Origin of the sequence: Gordonia sp. (in: high G+C Gram-positive bacteria) (assembly GCF_012515855.1) — a bacterium.
GTDB lineage: Bacteria > Actinomycetota > Actinomycetes > Mycobacteriales > Mycobacteriaceae > Gordonia.
Genome location: NZ_JAAYXO010000236.1, coordinates 1 through 17399 on the forward strand (window position 1 = coordinate 1; position 17399 = coordinate 17399).

The window sequence follows — 17399 nt, forward strand, 5'->3', positions numbered from 1 at the left end:
CGACATCAACAGGAACTGCGGTTGGTCGTCGACCTGAGCGTCGGCGCTGGGATCGGGAAGCTCGATCAGCGGGACCTGCCAGGCCCAGCCGCGGTCGGACTCGCCGTAGTAGTGGAACTCGTCGGCGACCAGCACGCCGACATCCGAGCCGGGGCCGTCGCGCAAGGCGATGTTGGCGACGATCTCGGCGGTGGCGCAGAGGATCGGCGCCTTGGCGTTCACCGAGGCGTCGCCGGTCAGCAGGCCGACGTTCTCGGCGCCGAACTGTTCGCAGAGGTCGAAGAACTTCTCGCTGACCAGGGCCTTGATCGGCGCCGTGTAGTACGCGCGCTTGCCGCGGCACATCGCGAAGTAGATGGCGCCGGACGCCACCAGCGACTTGCCTGACCCGGTCGGCGTCGCCAGGATCACGTTGCTGCCGGAGACGAGCTCGAGGAGAGCCTCTTCTTGGTGCGGATAGAGGTCGATGCCCCGAGACGCCCACCAGGTCGTGAAGTTCTCGAACGCGAGATCCTCGTCGGTGGTGGGCGTCAGCGGGGAGAGGCCTCCGGAGGCCTCCTCGGACTCGCTCAGTTCAGATCACGTCCTTGGTCTTCGGAGTCGTCGGAGTGGGAGCTGTCGGGATCGGAATCGTCGTCAGAGGCGTCGAGGTCGCCGAGCCCGTCGAGTTCGGCGGCGTGGGCGGCCAGGAACTTCTCGAACTCGGCGCCGAGTTCCTCGCCCGACGGCACATCCTGATCGGCTGCCAGGAGCGAGGCCTGCTCGTTCTTGGCTCGCATGTAGGCGTCGTACTGGTTCTCCAGCGAGGTGACCACCGAGGCGACCTCGGCGTTCGAGGCGACCTCGCCGTCGATCTGCTCGCGCATCTGCTCCGCGGCGTTCTCCAGTGCGGCGACCGGCAGTTCCAGCCCGGTGACCTTCGACATCGCGATCAGCAGGGCCGCAGACGCGCCGGGGTAGTTCGACTGCGCGAGGTAGTGGGGCACATGCGCCGACAATCCCGCCGTGCGGTATCCCGCCTCGCCCAGGCGCAGTTCCAGCAGCATCGACGCGCTGGCGGGCAGCTTCATCGGATTTCCCCAGCGATTGAGGTCGCCGAGCGATTCCGCGTCGTTGCCGTGCGCGGTAATCGACGCCGGCCGGGTGTGGGGGACGGCCATCGGGATCGAATTGAGGCCGACCACCTGCGAAACGCCGAACCGTTCGGCGAGCGCGGTGATCGCAGTGGTGAACTGATCCCACCGCAGGTCGGGTTCGGGGCCGTCGAGCAGCAAGAAGGGAACGCCTGCGTTGTCGCGAACCGCGTGCACGGTCAGTTTGTGCATGTCGATGCCGTCGAAGGCCTCGCCGCTGAACGAGATCATCGGTCGACGCGACCGATAATCGATCAATTCGTCGGAGTTGAACGTCGCGACGAGCTCGGAGTCGAGGGCCTCGCGCAGGTGGCTTGCGGCGAGCGCGACCGCGTGGCCCGCGTCGGCGTAGCCCTCGAGCGCATGGACCAGGACCGGTCCGTCGCCGTCGTCGCTGTGGACGGCCGGAGCCGGGAATTCGAGATCGTAGAGCTCGCGGGGGTGTGGGTACCGCTCGTCCATGGTCTCTCCCTTCGGTGTGACTTCCTATTGTCCCGCATGGGACTCTTCGGCTTCAACACGGTCCGACGGCGGGTCATTCCCGCGCACTCAGGATCGTGATGGCACAGTGGTGGTGTGCGATTTGTTACCGGTGTGAAAAGTGTGGCGGCTGTTGCCGTGGTCGCGGCAGTGTTGGCGGCCTGCTCGGTGCCCGGCGAGCCGGTCCGCGAGGTCGACCTGGCGGTTAAGGCCGCGCCGAGCGATGCATTTCAGTACGGACCGGGCCTTTCCGTGCCTGCGACCAGCGTTCTGACCGACGTCACCCTGCGGCCGCAGCGAGCGGAGAACAATCCTCGCGAGTGCACACCGGCACCGGTCGACCCGTCGACCGCCCAGGCCCGGGTGGGACCCGGAGGCCCGGCGGGCGGCACGCTCACGGCCGTGGTGGTGCGAGCCAGTGACACCTTCGACGAATTCGTCGCGCAGGTGAAGCGGTGTGCGGAGTTCACTCTCGGTGGCACCGTAGGCACCACCGTCAGCACCCGGGTCGACGCCGAGGAGCCTGCGGGCACCATCGCGATGGAACGACGCCTGCTGATGGGGCCCCAGTCGCCGGAATCGACGCCGCCGACCACATCGATCACCGAGTTCGTCGCGCAGCAGGGAGACATCCGCGTCTACGTTCAGAATCGGCGTAGCGGCGAGGCCGCGCTCGGCGCGGAAGAACTCGAGGCGACCCGGAAGTTGTTCGCCGCAGCCCAGGCGAGCGCATTCGCTTCCTGACTCCGCTCGCACACCCGACCCTCTCTGAACGCTCCTCCGGCCCTGGCGCTCGGCATCGGAGCAGGTGAATCTGTGGATTGACCGTTGGCCGATCCACATGCGGTGCAAGGTCTTTCGCCGCGGTCCAGCGCAGGCCGACGCTGTGGGGCATGACGAACTCACTCAATGTCCCCGCAGGCGGCCACACCGACGGATGTCACGACCCCGACAAGTTGTTGGCGGCGGTACCCGGGCTCCTGGGGTTTGTTCCCGAGCAGTCGATCGTCTTCCTGGTCTTTCGGGATCACCGGACCGTCGCGGCGACCATGCGGCACGACCTCAATCTCACACGCACCGGCCTGCCGTCGGCGGGCATGAAGCAGCTGTTCATGCGGCTGGGCGCGCTGGCCGCCTCGTACGAGGTCGTCGGCGCCGTCGCGGTGATCATCGACGACCGCTACGCGGCGGACGACCCCCGCTATGAGCGGACTGCGGTCGCGGTGGATCGGGCGTTCCGACAGGCCGGTGGGCTCTCCGCGGTGTTTGCGATGGGTGAAGCCGTCGCCGGCGCCCGCTGGCACACGGTCTGGCGTCCCGCCGTCGGCAGTCCTGCGCTCGGACCGTTCCCGGAGCCGTTCCCGGGACCACTGCTCGCCACCGGGGTGCTCAGCGACCCCAATTCGTCGCCGACTGCGCTCGAACGTGCCGTGAACTCAGGCAGGCGGATTCTGGAGCGTCGATCGGACATGGCCGGGCTCCTGTCCGCTGATGCGCACTGCGCGGACAAGGTGTGCCGAGCGGAGTCGCCCCAGCCGGACCAACACCTCCCGAACGACGAGGACGGACGTGGACTGCGCTTCATCCTCGCGGTGATCGACCGCTTTGAAGCGGGTGACACCCTCCTGACCTGCCGTGAGGTCAACCGGATCGCGGCCGCGATCGTGTCGGTGCATGTCCGGGACGCGTTGCTCGGGTTGTCGTTGACGGTCCTGCGGGGAACCGCCGAAGACCTGTGGCGAACGCTCACGCGACGGCTGCGCGGCCCGTCTCGCGCGGCGGCGGCCACACTCCTCGGACACCTGCACTACATGGCCGGGGAAGGCGCCTACGCGAGTGTCGCGTTCGGGGTGGCCCACGACGCCGATCCGGACTACAACCTGGCCAACCTCCTCGACGCGGCGCTCGTCAACGGGATGCGCCCCAAGGATCTCGGGGGACTCGCCGAGCTGGCGTACGAGATCTCCCACCGGCTCGGGGCGCACCTGCCGCCCGCAGTGTTCGAGGCTGCGGGCTGAGTCGAAGCAGTCCGGGGCTGAAGCAGTCCGGTGTTGAAGCAGTCCGGTGTTGAAACGGTCCGGTCGATCAGTTCTTCTTGACGAAGATCGCGTGGGAGATCTCCGACGACAGGGTCAGCCCCTCGTGGCCCGGCGTGGTGATGATGACCGCGCGCGGTGCGACATTGACCGAGATGCGGGCGTTCGGAACCACGCCGGCCTGGCGGAGTTCCGAGATCAGGTCCGGATCCGACTGTGCGTGCTCCGACAGGCGGGTGACGACGACCGTGCTGTCGCCCTGCGGAAGATCCACCAGGCGCACCGCCTTGTCTTCATCGGCGACCAACGTGAGTCCGAGCTGATCGAGCCCTGGAATCGGGTTGCCGTACGGCGAGGTCGTCGGGTTGTCGAGAACCTCGACGATGCGACGCTCCACGTTCTCGCTCATCACGTGCTCCCAGCGGCAGGCTTCGTCGTGCACCTGGTCCCAGGGCAGCCCGATGATGTCCACCAGCAGTCGTTCGGCCAGGCGGTGCTTGCGCATCACCGAGACGGCCAACGCGCGACCCTTCTCGGTCAGCTCCAGATGACGGTCGCCCGCCACCCTGAGAAGACCGTCCCTCTCCATGCGGGCGACGGTCTGTGACACGGTCGGCCCACTCTGCTCCAGGCGCTCGGCGATGCGAGCGCGCAGCGGGATGATCCCCTCCTCTTCAAGGTCGTAGATCGTCCGCAGATACATCTCTGTGGTGTCGACAAGATCATTCACGGAAACCTCAGTCCTTTCGCCGCCTCCCAGGCTACCCGTTGGTCCGAGAAGTCGGGTCAGGTGATGTGCTGCCCGAGTGGCGTGAAACCGTTAGCGTGACAGGGTCGATCAGATTTCGGGCGGTCAGGGAAAGAAGGCGAACGATGAGCGCGACGATCATCTGGAGTGAGCACTACATGGACTACAAGTGGGCGTACACCCATCCGATGAGTCCGGTGCGGTTGGCGTTGACGATGTCGCTGGCCCGGAGCCTCGGCGTCCTCGACGACGTCGAGCTGTCGGAGCCGCTGGGCATCGACGACTCCGTGCTGACCACCGTCCACTCGCAGGGGTACGTGGATGCGGTTCGAGCGGTCAGCCAAGGCGCCACCTCGATGAACGCGCCGGTCCTGGAACGGTTGTTCGGGCTCGGCAGTGCCGACAACCCGATCTTCGACGGGATGCACGATGCCGGATCGATGCTGGTCGGCGGCTCGTTGGCGGCCGCACAGGCGATTGCTTCCGGTCGAGTTCAGCGGGCGGTCAACATCGGTGGCGGCATGCACCACGCGATGAAGGGCCACGCCGCGGGATTCTGCATCTACAACGACTGCTCCATCGCCATCAAGTGGCTGCTCGAGAACGGCTACGACCGGATCGCGTACATCGACGTCGACGCGCATCACGGCGACGGGGTGCAGGCTCAGTTCGTCGGCGACCCCCGCGTCATGACGATCTCGCTGCACCAGCACCCGGCGACGCTGTGGCCGGGAACCGGCTGGGCCACCGAGGTCGGGGACGGAGACGCCGCGGGAACCGCGGTCAACCTCGGATTGATGCCGGGTCTCGGTGACTCGCTGTGGCTCCGGGCGTTTCATGCCGTCGTCCCCTCGATGATCGCGGCCTTCAAACCGCAGATCCTGGTGACCCAGATCGGTGTCGACAGCCACCGGGACGATCCGCTCACCGATCTCGCGTTGACCGTCGACGGCCACGCTGCGGCCATTCGCGCACTCCGGGCGCTCGCGGACCAGTACTGCGAAGGACGATGGCTGTCGCTGGGCGGCGGCGGTTACGGCGTCGTCAATGTGGTGCCGCGGAGTTGGACGCATCTGATCGCCTCGGCGCTCGATCGTGACGTCGACACCGAGACCCGGATCAGCGACGATTGGATAGCCGGGGCACAAGACCTGTCGGCCTCGATCCATCCCGACTATCGTCGTCCGCCGGAAGCGACCATGGGCGACGGCGGCACCAGCACCTATGTGCCCTGGGACGGCGACGGCGGCGCCGAGCCCCCCGAGGGCGTGTCGGAGTCGGCACAGCGACAGACCGACAAGGCCATCATCGCCACCCGCCGCGCGGTGTTCCCGCTGCACGGCCTGGACCCGGAGGACCCCCGTGACTGAATCGCCAGCGGCAGAAGCCCCCGAACGGGAGTACCCGCGTCAGTGGAGCGCCGACGTTCTGGCCTCCGACGGGGGCGTCGTCCACATCCGGCCGATCCTGCCCTCCGACGCCGATCGTCTCGTCGCCTTCCACAACGGACTCAGCGAGCGCACGCGGTATATGCGCTACTTCGGTCCGACGCCCACCCTGCCCGCCCGCGAGGTGGTCCGGATGACCACGGTCGACTACCGCAACCGGGTTGCCCTGCTGGCCTTCCTCGGCGACGAAGTGATCGCGATGGGGCTCTACGAGGGGCTCGGATTCGACGGCAAGCCCGACTCCGCCGAGGTCGCCTTCGTCGTCGCCGACAATCACCAGGGGCGGGGCCTCGGCCCGATCCTGCTGGAGCACCTCGCCGGTGCTGCGGCGGAGAACGGCTTCACCCGCTTCGAGGCCGAGGTCCTGTCGGAGAACCCGAACATGGTCGCGGTGTTCCGGGACGCGGGCTATCAGGTGAGTCGCGCGTTCGACGGCAGCACCGTGCACGTGGAGTTCCTGATCGACCCGACCGAGGCCCTCACCTCGGTCCGCAACGCGCGTGAACGTGCGTCGGAGGCACGGAGCATCGCGAACCTGCTGCGACCGCAGTCGGTCGCGGTGATCGGTGCATCGACCGACCCGAAGAAGGTCGGCAACGTGCTCCTGGCGAACATCCTCGCCGCCGGATTCACCGGTCCGGTGTTCCCGGTCAACAGTCCGGGCGCAGGCACCGAGGAAGGCGAGGAGCCCGCGGCGCCCGCAGCTGAACCTCGATCGAGCCGGTCGAAGACACGCGAGGCACCGCCGTCGGTCCGCGGAATCCGGGCCTATCCGACGGTGCGCGACATCCCCGATCCCGTCGACCTCGCCGTCATCGCCGTTCCGGCCGCACGCATGGACCAGGTCCTCGACGACTGCCTCGCAAAGGGCGTCCGGACCCTGGTCGTGGTCTCCGCGGGCTTCAGTGAACGGGGCGAGGCCGGTCTGGAGAACGAGCGACGCCTCACCGAGCAGGTGCGACAGCACGGCATGCGGCTGGTCGGACCCAACGCGCTCGGCGTGGTCAACAACCACCCGGACATCGCCCTGAACGCCTCGCTGGCGCCCCGCATTCCCGGGTCCGGTCGGGTCGGGTTCTTCTGCCAGTCCGGTGCGCTGGGCATCGCGATCCTCGACACGGCCGCGCACCGTCAGCTGGGCCTGTCGGCGTTCGTGTCCGCGGGCAACCGCGCCGACGTGTCCGGCAACGACGTCCTGCAGTACTGGGACACCGACGACGACACCGACGTCGTGCTGCTGTACCTGGAGAGTTTCGGCAACCCGCGCAAGTTCGGTCGTATCGCCCGACGCGTGGCATCCAAGAAGCCGATCGTCGCGATCAAGTCGGGCAGCGGGGCCATGTCGCCGGTGCACGCGCAGCGCAGCGGGCCGGTCCGCGACGATCGCGTCGCGCAGATGGTCCTGGAACAGGCAGGCGTGATCCAGGTCGAGACGATCTCCGAGCTCTTCGACTGCGCGACGGTGCTGGCCTATCAGCCGCTGCCGGCCGGTCCGCGGACCGCGATCGTCGGGAACTCGTCGGTCATCGCGGCGCTGGCCGCCAACACCGCGGCGTCGTCGGGGCTCGACGTCGTCTCGACCGTCGATCTGGGGCCCGCGGTCACGCGTATGGAGCTGACCGCCGCCGTGTCGGAGGTGATGCACGCCGACGACATCGACGCGGTGATCGTGGTCTTCGTGCCGCCGGTGGCCGTCGACTCCGCCGACTACGCACTCGGCCTGATGGAGGCGACGCGTCCCGACGACGGTGGCGACGTCCCGGCCAAACCAGTCGTCACCACGTTCCTCGCGGTGGAAGGCGTGCCGGAGGGGCTCTCGCGCACCGGTGCCGACGGGGTGCCGGTCCGCGGATCCATCCCGTCGTATCCGACGCCGGAACGCGCGGCCAATGCACTCGCGCAGGCGTGGCGTTACGCCCAGTGGCGTGCACGGCCGGATTCGCAGCCTGCGGCCATCCCCGACGCCAACCCGGAGGACACGCGCAGTTTTGTGCGCGAGGCGATGGTCGACAACGAGGCTCGTCAGCTCACGTCTCGGGAGAGCGCCTACGTGCTGAAGCAGTACGGCATCGAGGTGGTGCCGTTCCGCGACGTGCGGACCATGCACGAGGCGTCGGCCGCAGCACGCGAGCTCGGTTTCCCCGTCGTGGTCAAGTCGACCGAACCGGCCTGGGTCGGGCGCGTGGACCGCGAGGGCGCACGTCTGGACCTCTCCGACGCGACCGCGGTCATCACGGCGTTCAACGAACTGCAGGCGCTCACGGGCAGTTCTGAACTGCAGGTGCAGCGCATGGCGGCGAAGGGCGTCGGCCTGTTGATCCGAGTCTCGGACAGCCCGTCGTTCGGTCCGCTGATCTCCTTCGGACTGTCCGGACGGCTGTTCGACGCGCTCGGTGACCGCAGTTACCGGTCGATCCCACTGACCGAGCATGATGCGCGCGAACTCGTCGACGAGCCGAGCGTGCAGGTGCTCCTGTCCGAGGACGGCACGGACCCGGAACGACTCGTGGAGATGCTCCAGCGGGTCTCCGCACTGATCGACGCCGTGCCGGAGATCCGGGAACTCGTCCTGGATCCCATCCTGACGTCGTCGGACCGGATCTCAGTGCTCGGCTCGCAGATACGCGTGGGGCCGGTGCCCACTCTCGCAGACACCGGGCCGCGGCGTCTCGGTTAGGCGTCGTCTGGGTTAGCACGACGAGAAGGGCCGGGCTCCAATCAATCGGAGTCCGGCCCTTCTCAGCGTTGAAATCTGTCTGACGGGGGAGCCGTCAGCTGGCGTACGCGCGGAGCTTGTCCGCGCGGTCGCCCTGGCGCAGCTTGCCCATCACCTCGCGCTCGATCTGACGGACGCGCTCGCGGGACAACCCGAAGGCCCGCCCGATCTGATCGAGCGTGCGCGGCTGGCCGTCGTCGAGGCCGAAGCGCATCACGATCACCTGCATCTCGCGCTCGTCGAGCGTCGAGAGCACCGTGCGGATGTCCGAGTGCAGCAAGTTGGCGATGACGACGGTCTCGGCCGACGTGGCCTCGGCGTCTTCGATGAAGTCGCCGAGCGGCGCCTCCTCGTCGTTGCCGACCGGCATGTCCAGGCTCACCGGGTCGCGGCTGTGATCCATCAGATCGGCGATCTTGGTGGCCGGGATACCCGACTCGAGCGCCAACTCTTCGTCGGTAGCCTCACGCCCGAGCTGCTGGTGCAGCTCGCGACGGATGCGAGCGATCTTGTTGACCTGCTCGACGAGGTGGACGGGCAGCCGAATGGTGCGGCTCTGATCGGCCATGCCGCGGCTGATGGCCTGACGAATCCACCAGGTCGCGTACGTGGAGAACTTGTAGCCCTTCGCGTAGTCGAACTTCTCGACGGCGCGGATCAGGCCGAGGTTGCCCTCTTGAATCAGGTCGAGCAGCGGCATTCCGCGCCCCGTGTAGCGCTTGGCGAGCGACACCACGAGTCGCAGGTTGGCCTCCAGAAGGTGCGCGCGAGCTTGCTCGCCTTCGCGGACCAGGATCGCGTAATCGCGCTTCTTGGCGGGGGTAAGACGCTTCTTGGTGGCGAGGAGATGCTTGGCGTACAGGCCGGCTTCGATCGCCTTCGAGAGATCGACCTCCTGTTCGGCGTTCAGCAGTGCGGTGCGACCGATGCCATTGAGGTAGACGCGAACGAGGTCAGCAGACGGTGACTGCGCATCAAGATCCTGCCCGGTCAATGCCGGGCGGGTACGGGGTGATTTTGCTTCGGACGGGCGGGCAATCGTCGAGTGAGCCATGCGACCTCCTGAGATGCGTTTTCATCGTTGCGTTCATCTGGTCCAACGCATTCGATGCTCGAAAGGTTCCCGCTCATACTGAGAAGTTGCTTAGGATACCGAAACCTTCGCGTCAGGCCAGGTCTGTGAGACAACGACGAAGGGCCGCAGTATGTTCCGCGGCCGTCGGCCGACGGGTGTCGGCCGAGGTCGGAGCGAAGAAGGCACGGGCGACGACGCCCCCGCACCACACCAGAAGGGCATCCGCGGTCATCGCGTCGTCGGGGCTGCCGAGACTGCGAAAGAGCCTGCGTGCGCCGTCGGGGGAGAAGAGGCAGTCGGCAACGGCGGCGGAGAGCCGCGAGTTCGCCGCCGCGTCGGTCGCCAGTGCATACCGAGCGCGCACATCGCGCATCCGCGTCGTCGTGAGGTGGTGGAGGTAGGTTCCGATCACCACGGCGGGATCCACAGCGGGATCCGCGGTGGACTCGCCGGCGAGCAGGGATACGAAGTGCGTACGCGAGATCGTGGTCAGGTGGACTACGGCCGCCTCGAGAAGCTCTGTGCGCGTTCGGAAGTAGTAGGAAGTCGACCCGGGGAGAACCTGTACTCGTGCGGGCCGCCCGGCCGCGGGAAGACCTGGCTCGTCGATGCCTATGTGCGTGCTGTCGGGGGTTGTGGTGGGGGCGTCGCCAGATGGCTCCTGCATGAGTTCTTTCAGGATCTGCACGCCGCCATCGGTGAGAGTGGTGCACGAGGCGGTCTGGCCGGTGCGGTGACGCGGGTGCTCGCGCGGGAGGGGGCAGGCGCCTCGATGGTCGTCCTGGACGAGTTCACTGTTCACGACCCGGCCGATGGAGTCTTCCTGGATCGGGTTCTGCGTGAGCTCGACCGTCGCCGGGTTCGCGTTGTTGTGACGTCGAATCGGCTGCCGACGGAGTTGATGCCGAATCCGCTCTTCCATGGCGGTTTCGAGCCGACGATCGACCTCATCGAGCGGTTGTTCGCTGTCGAGATGCTCGACGACGGTCGGGACCTTCGGGTAGGCGGCTCGCGATCTCGCATCGTCCCCGTTCGCAGTGGGTTCGTCGCCGGGCGTTGGACGGTGGCTTGCGCAGAACTTCTCGACTTGGCATATCGAGATGCCCGACGCTCCGGTGGGGTCCGTCGATGCGTTGGCCCGCTGGGCAACGCTGCTCGATGTGGCGCACGACCGTGACATCGAGGTCCGGGTCACCGCGACCTGTCTGCGCGCCGTGTTCGCCTCGCGACTGGAGGACGCGCTGCCGGATGCGGCACGCACGGTGAGTCGAATGTCCGCATGGCGGGACGGAGACGATCGGGACGGGGTCGAAGATGGTGCGCTCGGCGGTGGGAAATGACCGTCAGGCCCGACCGCCCGCGCTGCCGCTGTCGTCCTGATCATCGTGTTCGACGTCGATGACGGGATGGTTCCGGTCGTCGGCGTACCGGTTGCTCGGGTGGCTCTCGGGTTCGGAGGTGAGCAGCGGCTGTGCGGAGTGGGAGCTGCCGTAATGGTAGGTCGGCACCTCGCCGTGCTTGCGCGGCTCGCGGTCGTTGGCCTTGAGGACGGCGATCCACGGGATCGGGATCGAGATCAGGATGATGCCGACCGCCCACCAGGCGTTCTGGGTGGTCCCGTACACGATCGAGGCGATGATGAGCGCCGGGATGCGGATGCTCATCATGATGAAGTAGCGACGTTTGCGGGCGGCGAACACGGCGTCCCTGTCGGGCTCGGCGCTGGTGATCAAGTAGGTGTCGACGTTCCGGTCGTGTCCTTGTCGCTCGTCCATATCACTGATTCTCTCACGGTGGGTCACAATGGATTCATGGCTACTCAGACGATCGAACGTCCGGACATCGACGAACGGACAGAAAAAGACGACGACACTCCGAAGGTCTTCCACTATGTGAAGAAGGACAAGATGGCCGAGAGCGCGGTCATGGGCACGCACGTCGTCGCGCTGTGCGGCGAGGTGTTCCCGGTGACCAAGGCTGCGAAGCCCGGATCGCCGGTGTGCGAGAAGTGCAAGAAGATCTACGAGCGCATGAAGAAGTGAGCTCGTGACGAAGTGAGCTCACGGTGCAGTGAGCTCACGATGCAGCGACTCGGTGCTCCGGCTATCCGCCGGGGCATCGTCGTTTCGAGCACCGGCGCATTGGGGCTGTCAGTCGGACTGGGACGACTGCCCGTTGAGTGCTCGGTTGCGGAGCGTGTCGGTGAGTTCGCTGGTCTGGGTCGACACCCAGTTCCGCACCACTCCGCCGCCGCGGCGGGAGGGCCACAGCTCTTCGATGGAGGCGTTGAACTCGGCGCCGAGCACGATCGCGAAGCCGAGGAAGAAGGTGAACAGCAGGAACGCGATCGGTGTCGCGAGCGCACCGTAGGTGTAGCCGGCTCCGGTGAGTGCGGTCAGGTAGAACCGCAGGATGTACGTCGCGAGCCAGAAGAACACTCCGGCCAGGAGTGCTCCCGGCAGCAGTCGATGCCATGGCAGCGGATACGGGAGCGCGAAGCGATAGAGGGCCACCAGGGCGCCGATCAGCAGGATGCCGACGAACGGGAAGTAGCCCCAGTCGATGAGATCGGAGATGGCGGGATCCCACGAATCGGGCAGTACCCGGCGCAGATACGTGGGTCCGAGCGCGACCAGCGGCAGGATCAGCACGCACGAGACCAAGAAGAACAGGTAGATGATCAGCGCGAAGATCCGCTGCCACACGGGATTGCGGATCTGGTGCTGCTGGTGCGCGTGCACGATCGACGAGACGAAGCACGACATCGCCGACGATCCGGCCCACAGTGACAGCAGAAAACCGAGCGAGACCACCGCGACCCGGCCGCGGCCGAGGACATTCTCGACGGTCGGCGCGATCAGGTCGTCGACCACGTTGGGGGTGAACGCTCGCTCGGAGAAGCCGATGATGCGCTGCGTGATGATGTCGACGGTGTCGGGTCCGAACCAGCCGCCGATGTAACCGAGGCTGCCGAGCACTCCCAGCAGCAGTGGCGGTAGCGACAGGGCCTGCCAGAAGGCGGCTTGCGCGGCCCAGCCGATGATCGAGTCGTCCCACGCCTTGACGATGGTTCGCCAAGCGACGCGCGGGATTCCGCGACCGATCTCGCGCAGGGTCGGGCGACCGCCGGACCCCTCGTGCTGAGTCTGGTCCGCGGGTTCGTCGCTTGCGTTCATCTCGTCCGTCTCGATGACCATAAGCATGGCGGACGACCGGCGACGGCTCTGCGCTGGGCCGTCGCCCGGCGTGGCGCGACGGTGGCAGCGGGCGGGCGGGCGAGGGGTAGACTCGGGGAGGTTTTTCTTCAGGGAGGGTGCAGGAACACGGTGACCAGCACGGAGTTCGACAGCGGGTTCAGCAGCGCTACCGACAACAGGGCAGTCGACAACAGGGCAGGGGACAGCGGGGCGGCGACGGTCGACGGCACGGCCGAGCGGCTCAGCAAGGGGGCGCCGCTGCGCGCCTGGCAGCGGCGAGCGCTCACCAAGTACCTCACGCGGCGGCCGAAGGACTTCCTCGCGGTGGCCACGCCCGGCGCGGGCAAGACGACCTTCGGTCTGCGCGTCGCCGCCGAGTTGCTGGCCGATCGCACAGTGGAGCGGATCACCGTCGTCGCGCCGACCGAGCACCTAAAGCATCAGTGGGCCCAGGCCGCGGCGCGGATCGGCGTGGCACTCGACTCCAACTTCTCGAACTCGACAGGATCGACCAGCTCCGACTTCGACGGCGTCGTCCTCACCTACGCGCAGGTCGCGGCGCACCCGTCTCGTCACCGAGTGCGTACGGAGCAGTACCGCACCCTGGTGATCCTCGACGAGATCCACCACGGCGGTGACGCGAAGTCGTGGGGCGACGGAATTCGCGAGGCCTTCAGTGACGCCACCCGGCGACTGTCGCTGACCGGAACGCCGTTCCGCTCGGACGACTCGCCGATTCCCTTCGTCACCTACGAGCCCGAACCGGGCGGCGGCCAGCGGTCGAAGGCCGACCATTCCTACGGCTACTCCGACGCTCTGCGCGACGGCGTGGTGCGACCGGTGGTGTTCCTGGCGTACTCGGGGCAGGCCAGTTGGCGCACGAGCGCAGGCGAGGAGTTCACCGCTCGCCTCGGGGAGCCGCTGTCGGCCGAGCAGACCTCACGCGCGTGGCGCACGGCGCTGGATCCTCACGGGGACTGGATCCCGGCGGTGCTCAGCGCGGCGCACCGACGCCTGATGAAGCTGCGGGACTCCGGTGTCCCGGATGCCGGCGGGCTGGTGATCGCGACCGACCAGCAGATCGCCCGCGACTATGCCGAACTGCTGTATGCGATGACCGGCAAGAAGCCCGCCCTGATCCTGTCCGACGACCCGAAGTCGTCGTCGCGGATCGCCGAGTTCGCGGCCAGTGACGACGAATGGATGGTTGCGGTCCGCATGGTGTCCGAGGGCGTCGACGTCCCCCGACTGTCGGTCGGCGTGTACGCCACCAACGCCTCGACGCCGCTGTACTTCGCGCAGGCCATCGGTCGCTTCGTGCGGTCGCGCAGGCCGGGGGAGACGGCCAGCGTCTTCCTGCCGTCGGTTCCGGTCCTGCTCGACCTCGCGAGCAAGCTCGAGGCCCAGCGCGACCACGTGCTGGGCAAGCCGCACCGGGAGCCGGAGGGGCTGGAGGACGGCCTGCTGGCCGACGCCAACAAACGCAAAGACGAGCCGGGTGAGGACGAGAAGACCTTCGAGTCGTTGCACGCCGACGCCGAGCTCGACCAGGTGATCTACGACGGCTCGTCGTTCGGCACGACCACCCTCGTCGGTTCCGACGAAGAGTCCGACTACCTCGGTCTGCCCGGCCTGCTGGACGCCGAGCAGGTGCGGACCCTGCTGCAGCAGCGGCAGGCCGACCAGGTGACTCGTCGGACCACGGCGGCCAAGGCGCGACCGACCGACGACCAGCAGGCCAAGGACGCGCCCAATGCGGCCGAACGGCAGACCGGTCAGAACCTGCACGCGCTGCGCAAGGAGCTCAACACCCTCGTCGCGCTGCATCACCAGCGGACGGGCAAGCCGCACGGTCAGGTCCACAATGAACTCCGCACTCGGCTCGGCGGTCCGCCGACCGCGATGGCGACCGCGGATCAGCTCAGCGAACGCATCAAAGCCCTGCGCGCCTGGTGAGGCTTGCAGGGCTTTGAGGAGCCGTTCGGTCGGGGCGGAGGATCAGCCGACCACGGCGCCGATCTCGATCAGGCGTGCTTCGTGGGCGTTGTAGTGGTGGCCGCAGAAGAGCAGCTCTCCACCTGCGGGTAGGGTCGCGCGCACCTTTGCGGCGGCGCTGCACCTGTCGCAGCGATCAGCGGCGGTCAGGGGTGCACGTTCGGGTGCGGTCGTGGCGGTGTTGCTCATGTCGTCCTCCGTCCCATAGCCGGCGAACCGCGAATCGGTTCGTCGTCCTTCACTCTGTCAGACGTTTGCCGGTCCCGAAATGTTCCCGCGCCGCACCGGTGTGTCGCAAATCATTTCATTCGGACGGCTCAATCGGACGATTCAGTCGGGTCGGCCTCAGGTCCATTCGGCGAGTTCAGGTGCGCGGCGGGGCGCCCACGACGCGCAGCGCCAGCATGGCGTAGAAGTCGCCGATCTGTTCCGGGCTGAGCGGGCCCGACTTGGAGTACCAGCGCGCGATGTCGATGCCCATCGACAGCAGTGAGTTGGTGGTGGTGTGCGGATCGTCGACGTCGAAGCCGCCGTTCGCGATGCCCGCATCGACGATCGCGCGGACGCGGCGGGTGATCTCGCGACGGAGCACCAGGATCTCGGAGTGGTGGTCGGGCTCCAGCGCTTCGAGTTCGTAGTTCACGATGCGCGCGCTGGTGTGCCCGTCGGCGTGCCACTGGGCGAAGGCCCGCATCACCGCATCGAGTCGGTCGGCGGGGGACGCGTCGGGGTCGTCGGCCGCGTCGAGCACCCCGATCGTGGCCTCGTGTCCCGCGCGGGAGAGGGCGAAGAGCAGTTCCTCTTTGGACCGGTAGTGGACGTACACCGCCGCCGGGCTCATGCCCGCGGCACCGGCGATGTCACGGGTGGTGGTGCCGTGGAATCCGCGTTCGGCGAATGCCACGAGCGCGGCGTCGAGCAGTCGACGACGCGTGGTCTCCGAACGAGTCGCGGCCGGTCCGCCGGGACCAGGGTCTTCGGTCATTGGGAGTTCCTATGGGTGGGTTCGCTCGATGGGTGAGATCGCTTCGGCCGAACGGGTTGACGGATGGCTCACCGTGGTGCAACCTGGATCCTAACACCTAAGCAAGCGCTTAGTCATTGTTCGAGCCGACTCATCTCGAGCTCGCACTCACCGAGGAGATTTCGTGGTACAGATCGACCCCCAGCGCTTCCGTGGACAGACTGCCATCGTCACCGGCGCGAGTCGAGGAATCGGCCTTGCGATCGCGGAACGGCTGATCGCCGAGGGTGCTCGAGTCACCATCACCGCGCGCAAGCAGGAGGCGCTGGACGAAGCCGTCGCGCACCTGGGCGGCCCGGAGGTCGCACTGGCCGTGGCCGGTCGTGCGGACGATCCCGAGCATCAGGCCGACGCCGTCGCCAAGACGATCGAGGCCTTCGGAAGTGCCGATCTGCTGGTGAACAACACCGGCATCAACCCGGTGTACGGGCCCCTGATGGACATGGATCCCGAGGCCGCGCGCAAGATCATGGACGTCAACGTCGTCTCGGCACTGCGCTGGACGCAGGCGGTCAACAAAGCCTGGCAGGGCGAACACGGCGGCGCGGTCGTCAACGTGGCGTCGATCGCCGGCCTGCGGCCGGCGCCGGGCATCGCCTTCTACGGCGTCTCGAAGGCCGCGGTGATTCACCTGACCGAGGAGCTCGCCTGGGAGCTGGGGCCCAACATCCGCGTCAACGCGGTCGCACCCGCCGTCGTCAAGACGCGGTTCGCGACGGCGCTGTACGAGGGCAAGGAGGACGAGGTCTCTGCGGCGTACCCGCTCAAGCGCCTCGGCGAGCCCGACGACATCGGTTCGGTCGTGGCCTTCCTGCTGTCGAAGGATGCGGGATGGATGACCGGGCAGACTCTGGTCGTCGACGGCGGCGTCCTCCTCGGCGGAGGTGTCTGATGACCGATTCCGCAAACCTGAAGTCGGCGGGCTTCGATCCTGCGGGTAAGACGGTCGTGGTGACCGGTGCGGGCAATGGCATCGGGGCCGGGCTCGCCGCCGCGATGGCCGCCCGCGGCGCCCGCGTGGTGGTCGCTGATCTGGATGCCGAGGGCGCCCACCGGACCGTGGCGACGATCGTCGCCGCAGGCGGCACGGCCCTTGCGGTACCGGGCGACGCGGCTTCCCAGGAAGGCGTCGACGCGCTCATCGCCGCCGCCCGCGAGGGCTACGGGCCCATCGACGCCTGGTTCGCGAACGCCGGCGTCGATCGCGGGCGCGGCCTCGAGGCCACCGACGTGGAGTGGGACCTGTCGTGGAACGTCAACGTCCTTGCGCACGTGCACGCCGCTCGTCGACTGGTTCCGGAGTGGATCGAGCGCGGCGGCGGACGCTTCGTCGTGACGGCATCGGCGGCCGGGCTGCTCACCATGCTGGATGCACCCGCCTACTCGGTGACCAAGCATGGTGCCGTGGCGTTCGCGGAATGGCTCTCGGCGACGTACCGCCACCGGGGCGTCGTGGTGCAGGCGGTCTGTCCGCAGGGGGTGCAGACGCGCATGCTCCAGCAGTCCGGCCCGCTGGAGGAACTGCTCAGCCGTGACTCCGCGCTGAC

19 protein-coding genes are annotated in these 17399 nt (G+C 67.6%); 10 read left to right on the forward strand and 9 right to left on the reverse strand.

Features of this window, described 5'->3' with window-relative positions; genetic code table 11:
* Positions 1 to 534 (reverse strand): DEAD/DEAH box helicase (locus GX543_RS17100; protein WP_290853686.1); only part of this gene is annotated, 534 nt, incomplete at its 3' end.
* 35 nt (positions 535 to 569) lie between these two features.
* Positions 570 to 1595: a proteasome assembly chaperone family protein gene (locus tag GX543_RS17105; protein WP_290853671.1), complete on the reverse strand. Its 1026-nt coding sequence runs from the start codon at positions 1593 to 1595 to the stop codon at positions 570 to 572.
* 141 nt (positions 1596 to 1736) lie between these two features.
* On the opposite strand from GX543_RS17105, the gene GX543_RS17110 reads away from it, so the two are divergent.
* Both GX543_RS17110 and GX543_RS17115 read left to right on the forward strand, forming a co-directional pair.
* Positions 1737 to 2357 carry a hypothetical protein gene (locus tag GX543_RS17110; protein WP_290853672.1) on the forward strand — a complete coding sequence of 207 codons (621 nt, stop codon included), beginning with the start codon at positions 1737 to 1739 and terminating at the stop codon, positions 2355 to 2357.
* Between the two features lie 149 nt (positions 2358 to 2506).
* A complete protein-coding gene (locus GX543_RS17115; protein WP_290853673.1) occupies positions 2507 to 3631 on the forward strand; it encodes a DUF4192 domain-containing protein in 1125 nt (374 codons plus the stop codon).
* A 67-nt stretch (positions 3632 to 3698) separates the two neighbouring features.
* On the opposite strand, the gene GX543_RS17120 is transcribed toward GX543_RS17115, so the two are convergent.
* Positions 3699 to 4379, reverse strand: a complete 681-nt coding sequence (locus GX543_RS17120; protein ID WP_290853674.1) for a metal-dependent transcriptional regulator — start codon at positions 4377 to 4379, stop codon at positions 3699 to 3701.
* 143 nt (positions 4380 to 4522) lie between these two features.
* Here GX543_RS17120 and GX543_RS17125 point away from each other — a divergent pair, with 143 nt between their 5' ends.
* Both GX543_RS17125 and GX543_RS17130 read left to right on the forward strand, forming a co-directional pair.
* On the forward strand, positions 4523 to 5767 hold the full coding sequence (locus GX543_RS17125; RefSeq protein WP_290853675.1) for an acetoin utilization protein AcuC: 1245 nt from the start codon (positions 4523 to 4525) through the stop codon (positions 5765 to 5767).
* Entirely contained in the window at positions 5760 to 8522 is a 2763-nt protein-coding gene (locus GX543_RS17130; RefSeq protein WP_290853676.1) for a bifunctional GNAT family N-acetyltransferase/acetate--CoA ligase family protein, read from the forward strand. Before GX543_RS17125 ends, GX543_RS17130 begins: the two co-directional genes overlap by 8 nt.
* 94 nt (positions 8523 to 8616) lie before the next feature.
* On the opposite strand, the gene GX543_RS17135 is transcribed toward GX543_RS17130, so the two are convergent.
* Together GX543_RS17135 and GX543_RS18830 are read right to left on the reverse strand one after the other, a co-directional pair.
* A complete protein-coding gene (locus GX543_RS17135; RefSeq protein ID WP_290853677.1) occupies positions 8617 to 9615 on the reverse strand; it encodes a sigma-70 family RNA polymerase sigma factor in 999 nt (332 codons plus the stop codon).
* Between the two features lie 112 nt (positions 9616 to 9727).
* Positions 9728 to 10303, reverse strand: coding sequence for a TetR family transcriptional regulator (locus GX543_RS18830; RefSeq protein WP_366929087.1), 576 nt, complete (start codon positions 10301 to 10303; stop codon positions 9728 to 9730).
* Here GX543_RS18830 and zapE point away from each other — a divergent pair.
* Both zapE and GX543_RS17145 read left to right on the forward strand, forming a co-directional pair.
* Positions 10199 to 10813 carry an AFG1/ZapE family ATPase gene (gene zapE, locus GX543_RS18835; protein ID WP_366929088.1) on the forward strand — a complete coding sequence of 205 codons (615 nt, stop codon included), beginning with the start codon at positions 10199 to 10201 and terminating at the stop codon, positions 10811 to 10813. The two genes, GX543_RS18830 and zapE, sit on opposite strands and share 105 nt — an antisense overlap.
* Positions 10737 to 10976, forward strand: coding sequence for a hypothetical protein (locus GX543_RS17145; RefSeq protein WP_290853688.1), 240 nt, complete (start codon positions 10737 to 10739; stop codon positions 10974 to 10976). The genes zapE and GX543_RS17145 overlap by 77 nt, the downstream gene beginning before the upstream one ends.
* Positions 10977 to 10979: 3 nt before the next feature.
* On the opposite strand, the gene GX543_RS17150 is transcribed toward GX543_RS17145, so the two are convergent.
* Positions 10980 to 11411 carry a DUF3099 domain-containing protein gene (locus tag GX543_RS17150; RefSeq protein WP_290853679.1) on the reverse strand — a complete coding sequence of 144 codons (432 nt, stop codon included), beginning with the start codon at positions 11409 to 11411 and terminating at the stop codon, positions 10980 to 10982.
* Positions 11412 to 11447: 36 nt separating this feature from the next.
* On the opposite strand from GX543_RS17150, the gene GX543_RS17155 reads away from it, so the two are divergent.
* Positions 11448 to 11678 (forward strand): DUF3039 domain-containing protein, encoded by a 231-nt coding sequence (locus tag GX543_RS17155; RefSeq protein ID WP_290853680.1) that lies wholly within the window; start codon positions 11448 to 11450, stop codon positions 11676 to 11678.
* A 108-nt stretch (positions 11679 to 11786) separates the two neighbouring features.
* On the opposite strand, the gene GX543_RS17160 is transcribed toward GX543_RS17155, so the two are convergent.
* A complete protein-coding gene (locus tag GX543_RS17160; protein WP_290853681.1) occupies positions 11787 to 12812 on the reverse strand; it encodes a YihY/virulence factor BrkB family protein in 1026 nt (341 codons plus the stop codon).
* A gap of 279 nt (positions 12813 to 13091) precedes the next feature.
* On the opposite strand from GX543_RS17160, the gene GX543_RS17165 reads away from it, so the two are divergent.
* Complete coding sequence (locus GX543_RS17165; protein WP_290853687.1) at positions 13092 to 14789, forward strand: DEAD/DEAH box helicase; 1698 nt, start codon at positions 13092 to 13094, stop codon at positions 14787 to 14789.
* Positions 14790 to 14831: 42 nt separating this feature from the next.
* Here GX543_RS17165 and GX543_RS17170 read toward each other — a convergent pair whose 3' ends face one another.
* Both GX543_RS17170 and GX543_RS17175 read right to left on the reverse strand, forming a co-directional pair.
* On the reverse strand, positions 14832 to 15017 hold the full coding sequence (locus tag GX543_RS17170) for a hypothetical protein (RefSeq protein WP_290853682.1): 186 nt from the start codon (positions 15015 to 15017) through the stop codon (positions 14832 to 14834).
* Between the two features lie 175 nt (positions 15018 to 15192).
* Positions 15193 to 15813 carry a TetR/AcrR family transcriptional regulator gene (locus tag GX543_RS17175; RefSeq protein WP_290853683.1) on the reverse strand — a complete coding sequence of 207 codons (621 nt, stop codon included), beginning with the start codon at positions 15811 to 15813 and terminating at the stop codon, positions 15193 to 15195.
* 163 nt (positions 15814 to 15976) lie between these two features.
* Between GX543_RS17175 and GX543_RS17180 the strand changes: the two genes are divergently transcribed.
* The gene (locus tag GX543_RS17180; RefSeq protein WP_290853684.1) at positions 15977 to 16744 is read left to right on the forward strand and encodes an SDR family oxidoreductase; all 768 of its coding nucleotides are present in this window, start codon (positions 15977 to 15979) and stop codon (positions 16742 to 16744) included.
* On the forward strand, positions 16744 to 17399 hold a 656-nt coding region (locus tag GX543_RS17185; RefSeq protein WP_290853685.1), incomplete at its 3' end, for an SDR family oxidoreductase. The genes GX543_RS17180 and GX543_RS17185, both read left to right, overlap by 1 nt.